The sequence below is a fragment of the Laedolimicola intestinihominis genome (assembly GCF_040096155.1).
Taxonomy (GTDB): Bacteria; Bacillota; Clostridia; order Lachnospirales; family Lachnospiraceae; genus Laedolimicola; species Laedolimicola intestinihominis.
This window is the reverse complement of the sequence record NZ_JBBMFE010000015.1, coordinates 1-18,268: the sequence shown is the minus strand read 5'-3', so window position 1 is coordinate 18,268 and position 18,268 is coordinate 1. Positions and strand designations below refer to the sequence as shown.

The 18,268-nt window shown below is 48.9% G+C and carries 15 protein-coding genes; 2 read left to right on the top strand and 13 right to left on the bottom strand.

The window, feature by feature from the left end:
• Window positions 1-74: 74 nt before the first annotated feature.
• Window positions 75-1,463 carry an MATE family efflux transporter gene (locus WMO29_RS13755; RefSeq protein ID WP_349165143.1) on the top strand — a complete coding sequence of 463 codons (1,389 nt, stop codon included), beginning with the start codon at window positions 75-77 and terminating at the stop codon, window positions 1,461-1,463.
• A gap of 55 nt (window positions 1,464-1,518) precedes the next feature.
• Here the strand turns inward: WMO29_RS13755 and WMO29_RS13750 are convergent, their stop codons facing one another.
• The 13 genes from WMO29_RS13750 to WMO29_RS13690 all read right to left on the bottom strand — a co-directional run bounded on the left by WMO29_RS13750 (window position 1,519) and on the right by WMO29_RS13690 (window position 17,108).
• A complete protein-coding gene (locus tag WMO29_RS13750; protein ID WP_349165141.1) occupies window positions 1,519-2,730 on the bottom strand; it encodes an ATP-binding protein in 1,212 nt (403 codons plus the stop codon).
• Window positions 2,731-3,440: 710 nt separating this feature from the next.
• Window positions 3,441-6,068 carry a pyruvate, phosphate dikinase gene (gene ppdK, locus WMO29_RS13745; RefSeq protein ID WP_349165140.1) on the bottom strand — a complete coding sequence of 876 codons (2,628 nt, stop codon included), beginning with the start codon at window positions 6,066-6,068 and terminating at the stop codon, window positions 3,441-3,443.
• 460 nt (window positions 6,069-6,528) lie between these two features.
• Window positions 6,529-7,917: a glycine--tRNA ligase gene (locus tag WMO29_RS13740; protein ID WP_349165138.1), complete on the bottom strand. Its 1,389-nt coding sequence runs from the start codon at window positions 7,915-7,917 to the stop codon at window positions 6,529-6,531.
• A 19-nt stretch (window positions 7,918-7,936) separates the two neighbouring features.
• Window positions 7,937-8,524, bottom strand: a complete 588-nt coding sequence (locus tag WMO29_RS13735) for a hypothetical protein (RefSeq protein ID WP_349165137.1) — start codon at window positions 8,522-8,524, stop codon at window positions 7,937-7,939.
• 89 nt (window positions 8,525-8,613) lie between these two features.
• Window positions 8,614-9,267, bottom strand: coding sequence for a DNA repair protein RecO (gene recO / locus WMO29_RS13730; protein WP_349165136.1), 654 nt, complete (start codon window positions 9,265-9,267; stop codon window positions 8,614-8,616).
• On the bottom strand, window positions 9,206-9,394 hold the full coding sequence (locus tag WMO29_RS13725; RefSeq protein ID WP_349165134.1) for a hypothetical protein: 189 nt from the start codon (window positions 9,392-9,394) through the stop codon (window positions 9,206-9,208). Before WMO29_RS13725 ends, recO begins: the two co-directional genes overlap by 62 nt.
• A gap of 106 nt (window positions 9,395-9,500) precedes the next feature.
• Window positions 9,501-10,415, bottom strand: a complete 915-nt coding sequence (era, locus tag WMO29_RS13720; RefSeq protein WP_178038106.1) for a GTPase Era — start codon at window positions 10,413-10,415, stop codon at window positions 9,501-9,503.
• Between the two features lie 53 nt (window positions 10,416-10,468).
• On the bottom strand, window positions 10,469-13,393 hold the full coding sequence (locus WMO29_RS13715) for an insulinase family protein (RefSeq protein WP_349165132.1): 2,925 nt from the start codon (window positions 13,391-13,393) through the stop codon (window positions 10,469-10,471).
• Window positions 13,394-13,482: 89 nt separating this feature from the next.
• Window positions 13,483-13,872 (bottom strand): hypothetical protein, encoded by a 390-nt coding sequence (locus WMO29_RS13710; protein WP_349165130.1) that lies wholly within the window; start codon window positions 13,870-13,872, stop codon window positions 13,483-13,485.
• A 192-nt stretch (window positions 13,873-14,064) separates the two neighbouring features.
• Window positions 14,065-14,322: an HPr family phosphocarrier protein gene (locus WMO29_RS13705; protein WP_178038103.1), complete on the bottom strand. Its 258-nt coding sequence runs from the start codon at window positions 14,320-14,322 to the stop codon at window positions 14,065-14,067.
• Window positions 14,323-14,406: 84 nt separating this feature from the next.
• A complete protein-coding gene (gene ptsP, locus WMO29_RS13700; RefSeq protein WP_178038102.1) occupies window positions 14,407-16,026 on the bottom strand; it encodes a phosphoenolpyruvate--protein phosphotransferase in 1,620 nt (539 codons plus the stop codon).
• Window positions 16,027-16,269: 243 nt separating this feature from the next.
• Entirely contained in the window at window positions 16,270-16,866 is a 597-nt protein-coding gene (locus WMO29_RS13695) for a biotin transporter BioY (RefSeq protein WP_349165129.1), read from the bottom strand.
• Between the two features lie 62 nt (window positions 16,867-16,928).
• Complete coding sequence (locus tag WMO29_RS13690) at window positions 16,929-17,108, bottom strand: hypothetical protein (protein ID WP_349165127.1); 180 nt, start codon at window positions 17,106-17,108, stop codon at window positions 16,929-16,931.
• 229 nt (window positions 17,109-17,337) lie between these two features.
• On the opposite strand from WMO29_RS13690, the gene WMO29_RS13685 reads away from it, so the two are divergent.
• Window positions 17,338-18,216 carry a beta-1,6-N-acetylglucosaminyltransferase gene (locus WMO29_RS13685; protein WP_349165126.1) on the top strand — a complete coding sequence of 293 codons (879 nt, stop codon included), beginning with the start codon at window positions 17,338-17,340 and terminating at the stop codon, window positions 18,214-18,216.
• Window positions 18,217-18,268: the final 52 nt, after the last annotated feature.

The following is an 18,268-nucleotide window of genomic DNA, read 5'->3' as shown; positions in this document are numbered from 1 at the left end:
AAGGTATAAAATTCTGCGGAAATATGTTATGCTGAACAGGGATTAAAAAGGGATTTATGTAAAGGAAGGGATTTATGTTAGAACAGTTTCGCAGGAAATATATCGGAGACAGAAATTTTTATAAAAGCTACATCGCACTGGCGTTGCCGATGATTCTACAAAACGCAGTTACAAACCTGGTTAGTTTTCTTGACAATATTATGGTTGGACAGCTTGGTACAGAGCAGATGTCCGGAGTAGCCATTGTCAATCAGCTGATCTTTGTATATAATCTGGCCATATTCGGGGCTGTATCGGCAGCCAGCATTTTCGGCGCCCAGTATTTCGGAAAAGGAAATCACAAAGGACATATGTATTCGTTCCGTTTTAAGCTGTATGCGGCTTTGACGGTTACAGCACTTACCATTTTATTGTTTGTAACGAAGGGGGAAAACCTGATTTCTCTTTATCTCACAGATACTTCCGGAAGCGGCGCGACAGGTGCTGCATTGCAGTATGGATTAGAGTATCTGATCATTATGATAGCAGGCCTGATTCCCTTTGCTGTAAATCAGGCTTACGCGACCAATATCAAGGAGACCGGTCAGACCCTGCTTCCTATGATCGCAAGCTTTGTAGCTGTCGGAAGTAATGCCATTTTGGACTATCTTCTGATTTTCGGTATCGGACCATTCCCGGAGCTTGGCGTACAGGGTGCAGCTCTGGCAACGGTTATTGCCCGCTACATAGAAGCCCTTATGATTATCATCTGGGCGCACAGGCACAGAGAGAAAAACCGGTATCTCAAAGGAGCGTATACCGGCTTTGGTATTCCCGCAGACGAATTAAAGGCTATCATCATCAAAGGATTACCGCTTATGATGAATGAAGTTCTGTGGGCAGCAGGAATGACAGCCGTAATACAGTGCTACTCGATCCGCGGCCTGGAGGTAGTTGCCGGACTTAATATTGCTACAACCATCACCAATCTGTTTAACATCATTTATCTCCAGCTTGGCGCCTGCATCAGCATTGTGGTGGGACAGTATCTGGGTGCCGGTAAACTGGAAGAAGCAAAGGATGCGGATAATAAAATGATTGTATTCAGTGTTTTTTGCTGTGTTATTGTAGCTGTATGTATGCTTTTTATCGGCAGATTTTTCCCACAGATTTACAATACCTCTGAGGAAATCCGCGCACTGGCAACCAAATTTATCGCAGTATCCGCAATCATCATGCCTTTCTGTTCCTTTAGCCATGCGTCCTATTTTACACTACGCTCCGGCGGAAAAACAATGGTCACCTTCCTGTTTGATTCTGTTTTCACCTGGATTATCATTGTTCCAATTGCCTTTTTACTGGCGCACTTTACAGGACTTGGTATCGTAAGTGTATACTTCCTTGTTCAGGCAACCGAATTGATCAAGGTTGTAATCGGTTATTTTATGGTACGCAGTAATGTATGGCTGGTTCAGATGGTATAAAAAAGTGATTTTGTGAACAGGGTGGAAAAAGGGCGGCTTGCCGCCGCCCTCTACGTTAATATTCTGAACTCAACAAAAAATCTGCAATGTGCATACTCTTAATTCCCTGGTAATTGCCTCCGGCAAATTCATCGGTTCTCAAAACATACTTCGGATAGTTATCCCGAATTTCCAGCAGTCGTTCATATTCACGCTTTTCTGTTTTTTCGGATTTAATCTCCTGTGTGACCTGCACATATAACCGATCATTCTGCTTCTGCGCCACAAAATCGACTTCACCATCCGGCGTTTTCCCAATCGTCACGTCATATCCTCGTCTGCAAAGTTCCAGATATACCACATTTTCCAGACTGGAAGCGACACTATCCGGTGTATAGCCCAGCACACTATAACGCAAAGCAGTATCGGCAAGATAAAACTTCTCCTGCGTTTTCAGAATCTCCTTTCCGCGCAGGTCATAACGGGAACAACGATGAAGAAGATATGCTTTTTCCAGCTTTTCCAGATAACTGTACACTGTTTCATTGTCGATTGAACGATGCTCTGATTTCAGATAATCAGAAATTGATTTTGCTGAGAATGAATTTCCCACATTCGCAAATGTGTATCGAACCACCCGTTCCAGCTGGTCGATCTTACGAATCTGGTTTCTCTTTACGATATCTGAGAAAATTGTAGAATTATAGATATCCCGGACAATCGTATAAACCTCATCCTGTGAATACTCTCGCAGATGTGTTGCAGGAAAGCCGCCCAAGCGGATATAGTCTGCCAGCTCAGCATGGATATCCTTTATCTGTGTATACTGCTTTTTGAATTCCAGATATTCCCGAAAAGAAAGTGTATAGATACGGAAAGAAACATATCGTCCGGTCAGGTAAGTCGCTATTTCTGAAGACATCATTCTGGAATTAGAGCCTGTCACATAAAGGTCAACATCATAATCCGTTGCCAGGGAATTCACTACTTTCTCCCAGCCGCTAATTTCCTGAACTTCATCCAGAAAGAGATACGTTCTCCCATTCGGACTGAGCTTTTCCTTGACAGCTTTGAACATATCCTTCGCTGTCATATCCTCATACTCCATGGAATCAAAACGCATGCTCACAATCTGTTCAGACGGAATATTCTGTTCCTTTTGCAGCTTTTCTATCATCAGTTTAAGAATTGTAGATTTTCCGCAGCGACGAACACCCGTCAACACTTTTACAAAAGGTGTATCCGTGTATGCCATAATCATATCGACGTAAAGCGGTCTGTTTATCATAGGAATCACCTCCATGGTTCCATGATACCGCAGGCGCATCAAAAAATCAATAGGTTTTGCGATTACAAACCGCAATTTCTATTGATTTTTGTTTGTTTTTCGGATTGTGTCGAATTCTGTTCCTTTTCAATTCTTTACTCCGTTGTGTAATGGAAATATCAAAATGTGAACTGTTGGATCTTGAATCGGAACAAAGGTGTTATTCATCATCATATGGCCCTCCGAATCCATTGCCATATTGTCAGACGTAGAAAAACAAAGATCACCGTCTTCTATATCCATAAAACTCTTACACATATATTAGACCTCTTTGTAATTGAAATTTTTAATCTGGTTATAAGAACGGTTAACATCCTCTATTAATGGCATAATTGATTACATTCTTCCCATACTCATCTTCCTTGTCTCTATCTGACAGTTGATTAAACAAATTCAAGAAAGCTCTCGGGGAATTTTCTTGTTAAAACACCTCGAACACTTCAAAAAAATGCAAACAATAGATTCAAATATACTAATCCGCTTATAGCACTTTATATTTTTCATTATAAAAGTATAGGGAGTCTGTAACAGACTCCCTATACTAAAAATAACTTAAATTCAAGTTTTTTCCGGGAACCGGAAAACGCGATGTTCGCCATAATAAAGCTTACCGCTCTTCCTCATGAAATCTTTTGGGATCTCAAAAGTTCCTAAAAAACATGTTGGCTCAATTAACGTGCCTCGCTGATAGCTGCCTGTGCTGCCGCCAGTCTTGCAATCGGTACACGGAACGGTGAGCAGGATACATAGTCCAGGCCAATCTTATGGCAGAACTCTACGGAAGACGGGTCTCCGCCGTGCTCGCCGCAGATACCTACATGCAGGTTCGGATTTACCGGCTTGCCAAGCTTGATAGCCAGCTCCATGAGCTTGCCTACGCCTGTCTGATCCAGCTTCGCGAACGGGTCGTTCTCCAGGATCTTCTTGTCGTAGTACGCGTTCAGGAACTTGCCTGCGTCGTCACGGGAGAAGCCGTAGGTCATCTGGGTCAGGTCGTTGGTACCGAAGCAGAAGAAGTCCGCATCCTTCGCGATAGCGTCTGCGGTCAGGGCTGCTCTCGGGATCTCGATCATGGTACCTACCTCATACTTCAGGTCGATGCCTGCTGCCGCGATCTCAGCGTCTGCAGTCTCTACTACAACCTTCTTTACAAATTTCAGCTCTTTCTCCTCACATACCAGCGGGATCATGATTTCCGGTTTTACATTCCAGTCAGCGTGTGCCTTCTTTACATTGATAGCCGCGCGGATGACAGCTCTGGTCTGCATCTTCGCGATCTCCGGATAGGTAACAGCCAGACGGCAGCCTCTGTGGCCCATCATCGGGTTGAACTCATGCAGGGACGCAATGATGTTCTTGATGTTCTCTACAGACTTGCCCTGTGCCTCTGCCAGCTTCTCGATATCAGCTTCCTCAGTGGGAACAAACTCATGAAGAGGCGGATCCAGGAAACGGATGGTAACCGGGCATCCCTCCAGAGCCTCGTACAGCTTCTCGAAGTCTCCCTGCTGATAGGGCAGGATCTTCTCCAGTGCTGCTTCTCTCTCTTCTGCGGTATCGGAGCAGATCATCTCACGGAATGCAGCGATTCTGTCTTCCTCGAAGAACATATGCTCGGTACGGCACAGACCGATACCCTCAGCACCCAGCTCGCGTGCTTTCTTCGCATCCGCCGGTGTATCCGCATTAGTACGAACCTTCAGGGTTCTGAACTTGTCAGCCCATGCCATAACGCGGCCGAACTCGCCTGCGATCTTTGCGTCCGCGGTCGGGATCTGTCCATCGTAGATATTACCTGTAGTACCGTCGATGGAAATCCAGTCTCCCTCATGGTACTCCTTGCCAGCCAGTGTAAATTTCTTATTTGCCTCGTCCATAGCGATATCGCCACAGCCGGATACACAGCAGGTTCCCATTCCACGGGCAACAACTGCCGCATGGGAGGTCATACCGCCACGAACGGTCAGGATACCCTGTGCAACCTTCATTCCTGTGATATCCTCCGGAGAGGTCTCCAGACGAACCAGAACAACCTTCTCGCCTCTCTCATCCCATTTCTCAGCATCCTCTGCGGTAAATACGATGCGTCCGCATGCTGCTCCCGGAGAAGCTCCCAGACCCTTGCCGGCCGGTGTAGCTGCCTTCAGCGCTGCAGCGTCGAACTGCGGATGAAGCAGTGTATCCAGGTTACGCGGGTCGATCATAGCTACAGCCTCTTCCTCTGTACGCATGCCCTCGTCTACCAGGTCGCAGGCAATCTTCAGAGCTGCCTGTGCGGTTCTCTTACCGTTACGTGTCTGCAGCATGTACAGCTTGCCGTGCTCTACGGTAAACTCCATATCCTGCATATCTCTGTAATGATCCTCCAGGATCTTGCAAACCTTATTGAACTCCTCAAATGCCTCCGGGAACTTCTCGCCCATCTCAGAGATGTGCATCGGAGTACGAACGCCTGCTACTACGTCCTCGCCCTGTGCATTGGTCAGGAACTCACCGAACAGTCCCTTCTCACCGGTAGCCGGGTCACGGGTGAAGGCTACGCCGGTACCGCAGTCGTCGCCCATGTTACCGAATGCCATGGACTGTACGTTAACTGCCGTTCCCCAGGAATAGGGGATATCGTTGTCACGACGGTATACGTTCGCACGGGGGTTGTCCCAGGAACGGAATACAGCCTTGATTGCTCCCATCAGCTGTTCCTTCGGATCATCCGGGAAGTCTGCGCCGATCTTCTCTTTATATTCTGCCTTGAACTGGTTTGCCAGCTCCTTCAGGTCTTCTGCTGTCAGCTCTACGTCCTGCTTAACGCCCTTCTTCTCCTTCATAGCGTCAATCAGTTCTTCGAAGTACTTCTTTCCTACTTCCATTACAACGTCAGAGTACATCTGAATAAATCTCCGATAGCAGTCCCATGCCCAGCGGGGATTGCCGGATTTCTCTGCGATTGCGTTTACTACGGTCTCGTTCAGACCCAGGTTCAGAATGGTGTCCATCATACCCGGCATGGATGCACGAGCACCGGAACGAACGGATACCAACAGCGGATTCTCCGCGTCACCGAACTTCTTGCCGGTGATCTCTTCCATCTTGCCGATATACTCGTTGATCTGTCCCATGATCTCATCGTTGATTTCCTGTCCGTCCTCGTAGTACTGGGTGCAGGCCTCTGTTGTGATAGTAAAGCCCTGCGGTACGGGGAGTCCCAGACCTGTCATCTCTGCCAGATTTGCTCCCTTTCCACCCAGAAGATTACGCATCTGCGCATTACCTTCTTTGAATAAATAAACCCATTTTGCCATTGCCCTGTTTTCCTCCTGTTAATTATGTTTGATCCCGGCTATCTATGCGTTCTCTCCCAATGCATAAAAATAGCGCGGGATCTGTGGTCAACGACCAAACCCTGCGCACATGTATAGTGTAACACACTCGTAATATTTGTCAAGCTTATTTCGTGGATTTATCATAAACTTTACCCGAATTGCGGAACTGTTTTTGTTTATTTTTTAACTATCTCACAGGAATCCACATATCCAGATTTGGCGGATTGATGCTATGTGCAGAGAAAGAGGCTGCCGGTCTGCCCGTCCCTACGGAAAATCAGCTAACGTTCCGACGGGCAGACCGGCAGCCTCTTTCTCTGGGATGGACGTCATCGTAGACCGAACCCCCGTCTTTCATAGTCAGAAACAGGAAAAATGCACCCCTGGCTGACGTTAGTCAAGGGTGCATTTTTCCTGTTTCATCCTATATGAAATAAAATTAGAATGTGAATTTCTCCACAAAGTAAGCATCCAGCTCGTCAATCTTCACACGAACCTGCTCCATGGTATCACGATCACGGATAGTAACCGCGCCATCTGTCTCAGACTCAAAGTCATAGGTCACGCAGAACGGGGTACCGATCTCGTCCTGACGACGGTATCTCTTACCGATATTACCTCTGTCATCAAACTCACAGTTATACTTCTTGCTAAGCTGCGCGAAGATCTTCTCCGCGCCCTCGTTCAGCTTCTTGGACAGGGGCAGCACGCCGATCTTCACCGGTGCCAGTGCCGGATGGAAATGAAGCACGGTACGCACGTCGCCGCCCTCCAGCTCCTCCTCGTCGTAGGCTGCGCACAGGAACGCCAGAACTACGCGGTCCGCGCCCAATGACGGCTCGATAACGTAGGGGATGTATTTCTCCTTGGACTCATCGTCAAAGTAGGACATATCCTGTCCGGATACATTCTGATGCTGAGTCAGGTCATAATCGGTTCTGTCTGCGATGCCCCACAGCTCGCCCCAGCCGAACGGGAACAGGAACTCAAGGTCCGTAGTCGCCTTGCTGTAGAAGCACAGCTCCTCCGGAGAATGATCGCGGGCACGCATCTCGTCATCCTTCATGCCGAGGGACTTCAGCCAATCGATGCAGTACTGCTTCCAGTAAGCGAACCACTCCAGGTCAGTACCCGGCTTGCAGAAGAACTCCAGCTCCATCTGCTCGAACTCCCTGGTACGGAAGGTGAAGTTACCCGGTGTAATCTCGTTACGGAAGGACTTACCAATCTGTCCGATACCAAACGGGATCTTCTTTCTGGAGGTTCTCTGTACGTTCTTGAAGTTTACAAAGATACCCTGCGCAGTCTCCGGACGGAGGTATACGGTATTCTTCGCATCCTCGGTAACACCCTGGAAGGTCTTGAACATCAGGTTGAACTGACGGATATCGGTGAAATCATGCTTTCCGCAGGACGGACAGCAGATATTGTGCTCATCCACATAAGCCTTCATTTCTTCCGGGGACCATGCGTCTACAGAGCCCTCGATCTCAATGCCGTTCTCAGCCATATAGTCCTCGATGAGCTTATCGGCACGGAAACGCTCCTTACAGCTCTTGCAGTCCATCAGCGGGTCGGAGAAGCCGCCCAGATGTCCGGACGCTACCCAGGTCTGCGGGTTCATCAGGATGGCACAGTCTACACCCACGTTGTACGGATTCTCCTGTACGAATTTCTGCCACCATGCGCGCTTTACATTGTTCTTAAGCTCTACGCCCAGATTGCCGTAATCCCAGGTGTTGGCCAGACCGCCGTAAATCTCAGAGCCCGGATATACAAAGCCTCTTGCCTTTGCCAGAGATACAATTTTGTCCATTGTCTTTTCCATTTGCTTTTCTCCTCTTCGCTTACTTATAAATGATATATGACAGTCCGCCGTCTGCGACAGCCGCCTGCTTTTTACCGGTTACATTTACATTGCCTCCTGCGGATACCGCAAGAATCGTGCCGGGAACCTCTACCTTCACAGTCTCATCGGTCTCCATCACCAGAACCTTCGCCTCGTCCGCGCCGTCCAGGTCACCCAGTGAGAGCTTCGCCCCGTCTGCATCAAGCAGTTCGCCGTTCAGCTCATAACCCCCGGCCTGCGCTTCCGCCACGGTTCCGTTGAACAGCGTCGTCTCCGTGTAATCCTCATAGTATTCGCTTCCGTCAAAGACCAGCTGCAGGGTCGCAGTCCCGTCCTTTACCTCGAACTTCTTCATGGTGATATGGTCGGTGGCATAGTTCTTATTATACTCTGCAAGCTCCGACTCTATCTCACCTTGAAGCTCTTCGGAATCGTAGAAATCCTTGTCAAATTCCTCCACAATCGTGTCGGTTATCTTTCCTTTTTTGTCTACCGCAATCGTACTCTCCTTGGGGACAGAACCGCCGCAGCCGATCAGAACCGATAACATACAGATCAGGAGACAGAAACAGACTGATTTTCTCATCGATACTCCTCCCACTTCTCTTCTGAGGTAATTACCTCAGGGAATCCCATATAGTATAGCGTCTTTCCCGGCATTTTTCAACTGAAAATTCACTTCACACAGGTCTCCAGAACATCCAGCGACTTAAAATGCCCCTCCATATACCGCTCCCGGTACCGGTGCAGCACAAACCGCAGCTCTCCCAGCACCTGCTGCGACACGTTAAAGGTATATAATTTTTCGATGGATGAGGCCGCAATATACTGTAAGGTATACAAAGTGGATTCGCAAATGTCCAACTGCCCGAAGTCCGGCGGACATTCGCCGTTCACCACCAGCACCTTCAGTTCATATATGTAACGGATCAATTCGTTGGGGATGTTTGATTTACATAACGCTCTCAAGGACTGATACAGAAGCTTCAGCATCTGCAGCTCATCGTTGGCCTCTCTGGTATAATATTCCGCCAGCTCGCAGAAATAGAACCCGTAGCAGGCCCCTTCGAAATCGCCGCTGAGCTCATGAAAGTAATTGGACGCCTTCGCCTGCATCAGATTATAAGAGGTACGGCCCTCGTAGACCGAAAATTCGCCGAAGACAAAGGAATTGCAGACCGCCAGAAGAGGACTGTTCTGCCGCCTGGCCCCTCTGGCAAAGGCTGTAATCTTGCCCCGTTCCCGGGTCAGAAGGATGATGCGCTTGTCATAATCCCCCTGGGGATAAGCCGCCAACACCAGGCCGGTCACTGTGATCATTTGTCCCATATTCCGTATCCGCCCTCCGGCTTTCTCCTTTCTCCCGTGCGTCATCTGACGCCCGATCCCGGGTAATCCCTTTGTAGCTTAAGTAGTCCTCCACCGCTCCGGTCAGTTCAAACTGTTCCCATGTCATGTGCTTCGCCCCTGTTATCATGTAATTCTGAATCTACTCTTAATGTATCCAGATTCCGCACAGGTATGCCCGCAAATAAATGGTAAACGGCACGGTTCGTTACTTCTTACATTTCCAAATCTTTCTTATCATAACCAAAGTTCTTAATCAGAAAATCGCTGTCCCGCCAATCCTTCTTGACCTTGACCCAGAGCTGCAGATTCACTTTCATCTCCAGCATATCCTCGATCTCATAGCGGGCTGCGCTTCCGATTTTTTTAAGCATGCTTCCCTGCTTTCCGATGATGATGCCTTTATGGGAATCCCGTTCGCAGATGATGGTAGCGTCGATATCGCAGACCCTGCCGTTTGGCCGCTCCTTCATCTTGTCGATGGATACCGCGATACCGTGGGGAATCTCCTCATTCAGGCAGCGCAGAGCCTTCTCCCGGATAAGCTCCGCCACGATCTGACGCATGGGCTGATCGGTCACTGTATCCTCGTCATAGAACTTCGGTCCGTAGGGCAGATATTTGAAAATCTGCTTGATAAGGGTGTCGGTATTATCGCCGCTTAAGGCGGATACTGGTACAATCTCGTCAAACTCGTGGAGCTTCCGGTAGGTATCGATGACCGCCAGCAGCTCCTCCTTCTTCACCGTGTCCGTCTTATTGATAACCAGAATCACCGGAGTCTTTACTTTCTTCAGCTGCTCCGCGATATGCTGCTCGCCTGCGCCCACGAAGGTGGTGGGCTCCACCAGCCACAGAATTACATCGACCTCTTTCAGCGTCCGCTCCGCCGCATTGACCATATACTCGCCCAGCTTATTCTTGGCCTTGTGGATACCCGGCGTGTCCAGGAATACAATCTGTCCCTCGTCGCAGGTATAGACCGTCTGGATACGGTTTCTTGTGGTCTGGGGCTTATTGGATGTGATGGCGATTTTCTGGCCGATCAGCTTGTTCATCAGGGTGGACTTTCCCACGTTAGGCCGGCCAATCAGAGTGGCAAAACCGGATTTACAATTGTTATTTTCCATATACATTCTCCATTTTATGTACGGCGGACGCAGAGGCGTCCACCGGTTATCTCTTAGTGGAACAGACTCTCCGTCACCTCAAACAGATCCTTCTGTTCCTCCAGCTTTTCCTCATTTCCAATGACACAGATATGGTTCTGGGAAAGCATTGCTTTCAGGTAGGGCGCCAACGCGCGGATCTCTTCGATACCACAGCCAAGCACCTCGTCCCGCTCCTTCTGTACCTGTTCTTCGGTGACTCCGGTCATCCAGGCGCTTAAGGAACGCATGCCCTTGGCTCTGGCGTTCAGCGGCGTATCCATGGAGCTGATGGTTCCGATGATATACTTGGTCATATCGCGATCGGATACATCGAAATGCTCTGTGTAATCCACGCTCTTCTCAAATATCTCATTGGTCTTCCGAAGGTTCGGATCCCGGTAGGATACCAGATAGCCGCTGCCGGTGCGGGTGTAATTGTTCATGCAGCCGTAAGCGCCGCCCTTCACACGCACATTATTCCAGAGGTAATCGTAGCTCATGATGATCCGCAGTACCTTCAAGGCTCCGATGTACGGAAGTCCCGCTGCCCGGAAGCTTCCGGCCCGGGCCACATACTGAATCTGCGCTGAGGTTTTCAGGCCCTCATTCTTATGCTCCGGAACCAGCGCCCACACCTTTTTCTCTGCGCCGGTATTCGGATGCAGTGCCGCCGTCAGCTTCGTAACCTCCTTATCCAGCCCCGTGAGGCTCTTTTCCTCGCCGGTATAGCTGACCAGCAGATTTTCCGGGCAGAACAGCATCCGCGCAAGCTCTGCAAGCTTCTCTGCCGCCGTCTCCCATTTCTCCTCGAAGTTCGTATCCAGATCTTCAATGAAATGATAAAAGTCCACGCCGCCGGTCATATCGGAAAAGGCCGCGCTGGATGAGAAATAGGACATGGCACGAAGGGCCGCCATGGAGTGTCCGGAGGTCTGAAACGCCATCTGCTGACGGGATTTGGTCTCCGCCACGATTTCCTTAAGGCGCTTCTTATCGTGAAGCTTCGAGGTCATCAGCATCTCCCGCAGCATAGCAAAGGCCACGGGCTCCTCCTCGTAGAGAGCCTTACTCTTCACCTCGAAGACTGCCGTATAATCCCGGGGGTTCTGCACGCTGTCGTAGCTTCCCACACTGCAGGAGATACCGCCTGTGTGCAGATTCAGCTCATTGGCAAAATCACCGTAGGTGTAATGCTCTGTGTCTAGCTGACCGAGGGCCGCTTTCAGAAGTCCCAGATAGGGAATCAACTCCACCGGAATACCGCCTGCCCGAAATACCAGATCCACATAACCGATGCCATTGGTGAACAGATCATGGTAGAGCACGTCGGTGTCTCCGGCCTTTCGCAGCTCATTCTGGAAGGGCTGTGCTTTCTTGTCGATATCCTCCCGGGCAAGAAGCGGAATCTTCGCCAAATCCTCCTGGGGCGACGGCTCGCTCTGATACTCCTTCAGATGCTTTGTAAATTCCACAATCTGCTTCTTTTCTTCCGCGCTTAGGCTGTTCCTGTATGCCTCCAGCTTTCTCTTAAGCTTCTCATCCTGCTCCGCGGTCAGGCCCTTCCTCGGGCGAATCAGCACCAGCGAACCATGGGGATTATCCAGCAGACAGGTTTTAATGAGACCTTCAAAATAGCCCTTATCCGCCTGTTCTTTTAAGAACGCGAAATTGTCCAGCGCCTCCAGGTGGAGGAACGCACTGTCATCCTTATAAAGCCAGCTGTCAAAGGCCTGTAAGCCGTACATCAAACCAGCCGGATAATTGCCGAAATCAGCCTCCCGGTAACGGAATTCGAAATAGTTGATACCGGCGCGGAGAGCCTTTTCATCCAATCCCTCCTCCGACAGCTTCTTTAAGGTACTCTCAATCACTTCTACAAATGCGTCTTTCTGATCTTCATTCGCGTTTTTCGCGATAATTGAGAAAACAGGCTGCTTTACGCCATTGTCGTAGGAGCTCATAATATCGTGGCCGATACCCGCGTCCAGAAGCGCCTGCTTTAAGGGCGCACCAGTGGCAGATAAAAGCACGTACTCCAGCACCTGCATAGCCAGATAAAGCTTCGCGTCCAGGGTGTCGCCCACAGATTTATTGTAGGAAAGGTAGGTGTTGTCCTCCTCGCTCTCTTCTGCGGAAATGGAATAATCCTTTATCACTTCGCGCATTTTTTCAAAGGGAGCCTGAGTCTGCACCTCAGAATCAATCTCCTGATAATCGTAGTGGCTCAGATAGTTCTCGTCAAGCCACTGAAGCTTCTCGGCCATATCACAGTTTCCATACAGGAAAATGTAACTATTAGAGGGATGATAATAGCGGCCATGGAAATCCAGAAACTGCTGACAGGTCAGATCCGGAATAAACTCCGGGTCTCCGCCGGACTCATTGGCATAGGTGGTATCCGGGTAAAGGGAGTTCAGAATCTCCCGCTCCAGTACGCCCTCCGGGGAGGAAAACGCGCCCTTCATCTCATTGTAGACCACGCCGTTCAGAGTCAGGTCGCCGTCCTCGCTGTCCATCTCGTAATGCCAGCCCTCCTGGCGGAAAATTTCTTCTTTATTATAGATATTCGGGTAAAATACCGCGTCCATGTAGACATGAATCAGATTCTGAAAATCTTTATCATTGCAGCTGGCAATGGGGTACACCGTCTTATCCGGATATGTCATGGCGTTCAGGAAGGTATTCAGGGAGCCCTTCGCCAGCTCCACAAAGGGATCCTTTACCGGGAACTCCCGGGAACCGCACAATACGGAATGCTCCAGGATATGGGCCACGCCCGTATCATCCGGCGCCGGGGTACGGAAGCCGATATAAAATACCTTATTTTCATCATCGTTGGATAAGAGGCATACCTTTGCCCCTGTCTTTTTATGCTTCAGATAATAGCCGACGGAATTTAACTCCGCAATCTCACGCTTTTCCACCAGCTCATAGGACTGTAATTCTTCTATGGTCATCGTTTTCTCTCCTGCCTTTCTATTTGCCTGCCATACAGGCGGGCATTTGTTAAATAGTATACCACTTTTTTCCGAAATTTATTTTTTTTTTAAAACCAGATATCGGATCCGCAGCCGTACGGCCAGACCGGTGCTTCTTGCGGCCTCCGCCAGCTTATCCATTTTCTGCCCATACTCAGAATATCCCGCCGGATTTCATCCAGCGTAACTCCCATCAGGCCTTCCAGATTTCCTGCTGCATACAGAGGCAGCCTGTTCTGATTTTCCATGACGATACAGCACTCATCCGTTTTTCCGGAAAATTCCTCCAGGAATTTCTGTTCCACATCCCTCAAAGCCAGCTTTGTCCGGATATTTTTCGTCCTTCTTGACAACAGTATTCCTGCATATACCGCCGCTATTGCCAGTTCTGCGCACCCTATTATCACCAGGCCGAAATGGTCTCCTAATACACCCAACTCATTCATTACAAATTCCATCGGTCTCTCCCCAATTATATCACGCTATTAATATCATATTACCATAGCACTATTTTCCATTTTTCGCAACTTTTTTGGTCAAAAATATCTAGTTTGAGAGCCTTTCGTCAGCGCCGTAAAGCAAAAGAAGCTGCAGGAAGATTTTTACACTTCCCGCAGCTTCTTTCTCTTTTTATAAATTATTTGATAATCTTACAGGTTGGTCTCGAAGAAGGTCTTGATAGCCTCGAATGCTGCATCCTCATCCTCACCGTCAACAGTAACGGTAACCTCTACGCCCTGCTTAACGCCCATGGACATAACTGCCATGATTCTCTTAGCGTCTGCTTTCTTAGCGCCGCTGTCCAGAGTGATGGCACTCTTGAACTTTGCTGCTTCCTTTACCAGAAGTCCTGCCGGTCTTGCGTGAAGTCCCAGCTCATCCTGTACTACATACTTAAACTCTTTCATGTTAGATTCTCCTTTTATTTGATAAAATTTATAGCTGTAAGCCGGACTGCCTCCGGCCGACTATCATTATAAAGTACCCGAAGCTTATTCTGCCTCGCGAATCTTCTTACGCAGTTCCAGAGTAAATACCGGAGATACGGACAGCTCGTCGATACCCATCTGGATAAAGCGGCGTGTCAGCTCCATGTCTGCTCCCAGCTCTCCGCAGATACCGCACCATGCGCCGTGTGCGTGCGCGCACTCGATGGTTCTCTGAATCATACGAAGTACTGCCTCGTGATGCGGATCATAGATATCGTCCAGAGACTGATTCTGACGGTCGATAGCCAGTGTATACTGGGTCAGGTCATTGGTTCCGATGCTGAAGAAGTCTACTTCCGGAGCCAGCATATCCGCAATCATAACGGCTGCCGGTGTCTCCACCATGATACCAAGCTCCACATCGCCGAAGGGGATGTCAGCCTGACGCAGCTCGTCCTTTACTTCCTCTACGATCTCTTTGATCTTCTTAACCTCCGCCACAGAGATGATCATCGGGAACATGATGGAAGCGGTACCATATGCACTTGCACGGTAAATAGCGCGCAGCTGTGTCTTAAATACTTCCGGTCTGTGCAGGCAGATACGGATAGCACGGAAGCCCATAGCCGGGTTCTCTTCCTTCGGAATCTGGAAGTAGTCAGCCTGCTTGTCTGCTCCGATGTCCAGCGTACGGATGATGACCTTCTTGCCATTCATCTTGGAGATAACGTTCTTATATACCTGGAACTGCTCCTCCTCGGTCGGGTAGGTATCGCGGCCCAGATACAGGAACTCACTGCGGAACAGACCGATACCCTCGGAGTCATTTGCCAGCACAGCATCCACATCCTCTTCACTTCCGATATTGGAATACAGATGGATGTGCTTGCCGCTCTTGGTTACAGTCGGCAGACCCTTCAGGCTCTGAAGCAGAAGCTTTCTTTCTTCCTCGCGCTTCTTCTTCTCTGTCATCACAGCTGTGGTCACTTCATCCGGCTCAATGTAAATCTTGCCTGTGAAACCATCTACGATACCGTCTTTACCGGTCAGCTCCGGATCCAGATCGATATCAGCGGTAACGATACAGGGGATGTTCATCATACGTGCCAGGATAGCGGTATGAGAGTTTGCGGATCCCTTCTGGGTAACCAGCGCCAGGATCTTGTCCTTCTCAAACTGTACGGTCTCGCTGGGTGCCAGATCTTCTGCCATGATGATCACCGGCTCCGGCATTGCCTCTGCGCTTACCTGTGTACCGCTTAAGATGGCAATCAGACGGCTGGAAATGTCGTTGACGTCCGCAGCACGTCCGCGCATATAGTCGTCATCCATGCTCAGGAACAGTGCCGCGCACTGCTCGCCTGTTACAAATACAGCGTACTCTGCGTTGACCTTGTCATTCTCGATCATGCCTGTGATGCCTTCAACGAAGTCCAGATCCTCCAGAAGCATCTGATGAGCCTCGAAGATCTCAGCCTCTGCCTCTCCCACATCCTTCATTGTCTTTTCCTTTAGCATCTCAAGCTGCTCTTTTGCCTTTGCTTTTGCAGCCATGTAGCGGGCTACCTCTGCAGCCGGATCCTCAATGGTGCTCTTCTCCACTACCTGCTTTGCTTTCTTATAAATGAAAAGCTTTCCAATCGCAACACCGGAAAATACGCTCTTACCCTGACGAGTTTCCATGAAACAATTCCTCCCTGAATTCAATTTTTTCAAATGCAAATTTGCCATACAGTCGAAAAAGAAGCCAAGCTCCACGGAAATAACGGGTGTCCTCCTTCCCCTCATTTTCGCGAAACCCGGTCTTCTTTCAAATCACTTTCTGTATGCAATATGTACTTTTTCTACATTCCAATATAACAGCTTGTAAATAAAAAGTCAATGCCGTTTATGACCATTTCAGTTTCTAATTGTTCATCAGAATTTCTAATTTTTTCCTTTCAGCACCCCGGCCCGGAGCAGTCTTCCCCGGACTGCGCTTCCCAGCAGTACCGCGATGACCATTTTCACCAGATCGCCCGGAATAAACGGGATAACGCCTGCCCACAGAGCCGCCTGAAAATCCATGCCTGCGGAGTATGCCAGCCAGGCTGTGCCAAGCGCATACAGTACGATGGTTCCGAGAATCATGCCCAATGCCGCAAACGCGATATTTTTCCATTTATTTTCTGCGAAACGGCCCACGAAAGCTCCCGCAATCAGCGCCAGGAACAGGTAGCCTATCAGGTAACCGCCGGTCGGTCCGAACAGCTTGGCCGCACCTGCGCTTCCGCCTGCAAATACCGGAATACCCACAAGTCCAAGAAGCAGATAAATCAGACAGCTTAAAGTGCCCAGCTTCATGCCCAGCACTGTGACTGCCAGATATACAGCCATGCTGGCCAGGGAGATCGGTACCGGACTTACAGGGATGGCAATGGAAATGGGACCCAGCACACAGATTACAGCAGCCATCACAGCTGTGAGCGTCAGTTGATAGGTTGTAAGCTTTTTCGTTCCGTTTTTCGATTCAGTATACATCATTTTTCTCCTTTTTATGTTCATCTTTTGCAGTATACCGAATTCATTTTCAATTGTCAACCATTTCATTTTATAAGTTGACATTTTAATTCAGAAAGAAATTCCGGATTTTCCGCTTCCTTTTTATCAGCCAGTTCTTCCAGAATTTTCATTTCCTGCTCCAGCTCCCTGATCCAGCACGCTCTGATTTTCTCATATTCCGGATCTCTGAGCAGTCCCTTCTTTTTTTTGATTCGTCTCCGCATATTACCACCTTTCGTCTTTGTTCCGTGACATTATTTTTTTCACTATTATAGCATGTCCGCTACGTCTTATCTATCTTTTTCATCTGTTTTTCTCACCATCTTCCTCTGCTATTTATAAGAACGTATAGTGCCTTTATTTCCATACAAAAATGAAAGATTTTTTTACATTTTCATTTTTCTCTTTCTGTGGTACACTTACAGCAGATATTTTTTTATTTCAGAGGTTTTTATGAACAGACACGCTTTTTTGATTATGGCGCATAATCACTTTGATTTTTTGAAAATATTGCTGAAACGGCTGGACGATCCCCGCAATGACATCTATCTGCATGTGGATCGAAAGGCAGCTGATTTTTCCGCCCGGGAGTTTGATTCCCTTCTTTCGTATTCGCAGCTGTACTTTACAGAACGGATGGACGTCCACTGGGGCGGCTACAGCCAGACAGCCTGCGAACTGATGCTTCTTCGGGCAGCTGCGCCGGAGCATTACACTTATTATCATCTGCTCTCCGGATCGGATCTGCCCCTGAAATCTCCGGAGCAGATTCATACGTTTTTTGAAACCTATGCCGGGAAAGAATTTATCGCCTTTGATCCGGACTTTCCGGCTCCGAAAAATGTAGTGGAACGAATCTCTCTGTGGCATTTTTTCCGGGAAAGCAGATTTCCGCTGGCAGAACCGGCTGATCATGTGCTCACTCTGATCCAGCGGCTGTTCCGGGTCAATCGATTAAAAAACTGTGATTTTCAAATCCGCAAAGGCCCCAATTGGTTTAGCATCTCTGACAATTTTGTCCGGTATGTGCTGGAGCATGAGGACTGGATTCGAACACATTTCTCTCATTCTGTCTGCGCGGATGAGCTGTTCCTACAGACCCTGTCTTTTCACTCGCCCTTCCGGGCCCATCTCTACGACGAAAGCGGGCAGACCGGCTCGATGGCGAATCTGCGGTACGTGGACTGGGAGCGGGGGACGGAGAACAGCCCTTATACGTTCCAGGAGGCCGATCGGGAAATGCTGCTGGGGCTGCCGCATTTGTTTGCACGGAAGTTTGACAGGGATATCTTCAGAGATAGGCCCTTTTCAAACTCACAGCCTGGCAATTAAAAAAGAATGTGCCGTTGGCACATTCTCGCGCCGAGGCGCGGTTGCTTCAGCA

Excerpts from the sequence above, each read along its gene's own strand:
- WMO29_RS13755 (WP_349165143.1), top strand. The coding sequence starts at position 75 with ATGTTAGAACAGTTTCGCAGGAAATATATCGGAGACAGAAATTTTTAT.
- WMO29_RS13750 (WP_349165141.1), bottom strand. The coding sequence starts at position 2,730 with ATGATAAACAGACCGCTTTACGTCGATATGATTATGGCATACACGGAT.
- ppdK (WP_349165140.1), bottom strand. The coding sequence starts at position 6,068 with ATGGCAAAATGGGTTTATTTATTCAAAGAAGGTAATGCGCAGATGCGT.
- WMO29_RS13740 (WP_349165138.1), bottom strand. The coding sequence starts at position 7,917 with ATGGAAAAGACAATGGACAAAATTGTATCTCTGGCAAAGGCAAGAGGC.
- WMO29_RS13735 (WP_349165137.1), bottom strand. The coding sequence starts at position 8,524 with ATGAGAAAATCAGTCTGTTTCTGTCTCCTGATCTGTATGTTATCGGTT.
- recO (WP_349165136.1), bottom strand. The coding sequence starts at position 9,267 with ATGGGACAAATGATCACAGTGACCGGCCTGGTGTTGGCGGCTTATCCC.
- WMO29_RS13725 (WP_349165134.1), bottom strand. The coding sequence starts at position 9,394 with ATGACATGGGAACAGTTTGAACTGACCGGAGCGGTGGAGGACTACTTA.
- era (WP_178038106.1), bottom strand. The coding sequence starts at position 10,415 with ATGGAAAATAACAATTGTAAATCCGGTTTTGCCACTCTGATTGGCCGG.
- WMO29_RS13715 (WP_349165132.1), bottom strand. The coding sequence starts at position 13,393 with ATGACCATAGAAGAATTACAGTCCTATGAGCTGGTGGAAAAGCGTGAG.
- WMO29_RS13710 (WP_349165130.1), bottom strand. The coding sequence starts at position 13,872 with ATGGAATTTGTAATGAATGAGTTGGGTGTATTAGGAGACCATTTCGGC.
- WMO29_RS13705 (WP_178038103.1), bottom strand. The coding sequence starts at position 14,322 with ATGAAAGAGTTTAAGTATGTAGTACAGGATGAGCTGGGACTTCACGCA.
- ptsP (WP_178038102.1), bottom strand. The coding sequence starts at position 16,026 with ATGGAAACTCGTCAGGGTAAGAGCGTATTTTCCGGTGTTGCGATTGGA.
- WMO29_RS13695 (WP_349165129.1), bottom strand. The coding sequence starts at position 16,866 with ATGATGTATACTGAATCGAAAAACGGAACGAAAAAGCTTACAACCTAT.
- WMO29_RS13690 (WP_349165127.1), bottom strand. The coding sequence starts at position 17,108 with ATGCGGAGACGAATCAAAAAAAAGAAGGGACTGCTCAGAGATCCGGAA.
- WMO29_RS13685 (WP_349165126.1), top strand. The coding sequence starts at position 17,338 with ATGAACAGACACGCTTTTTTGATTATGGCGCATAATCACTTTGATTTT.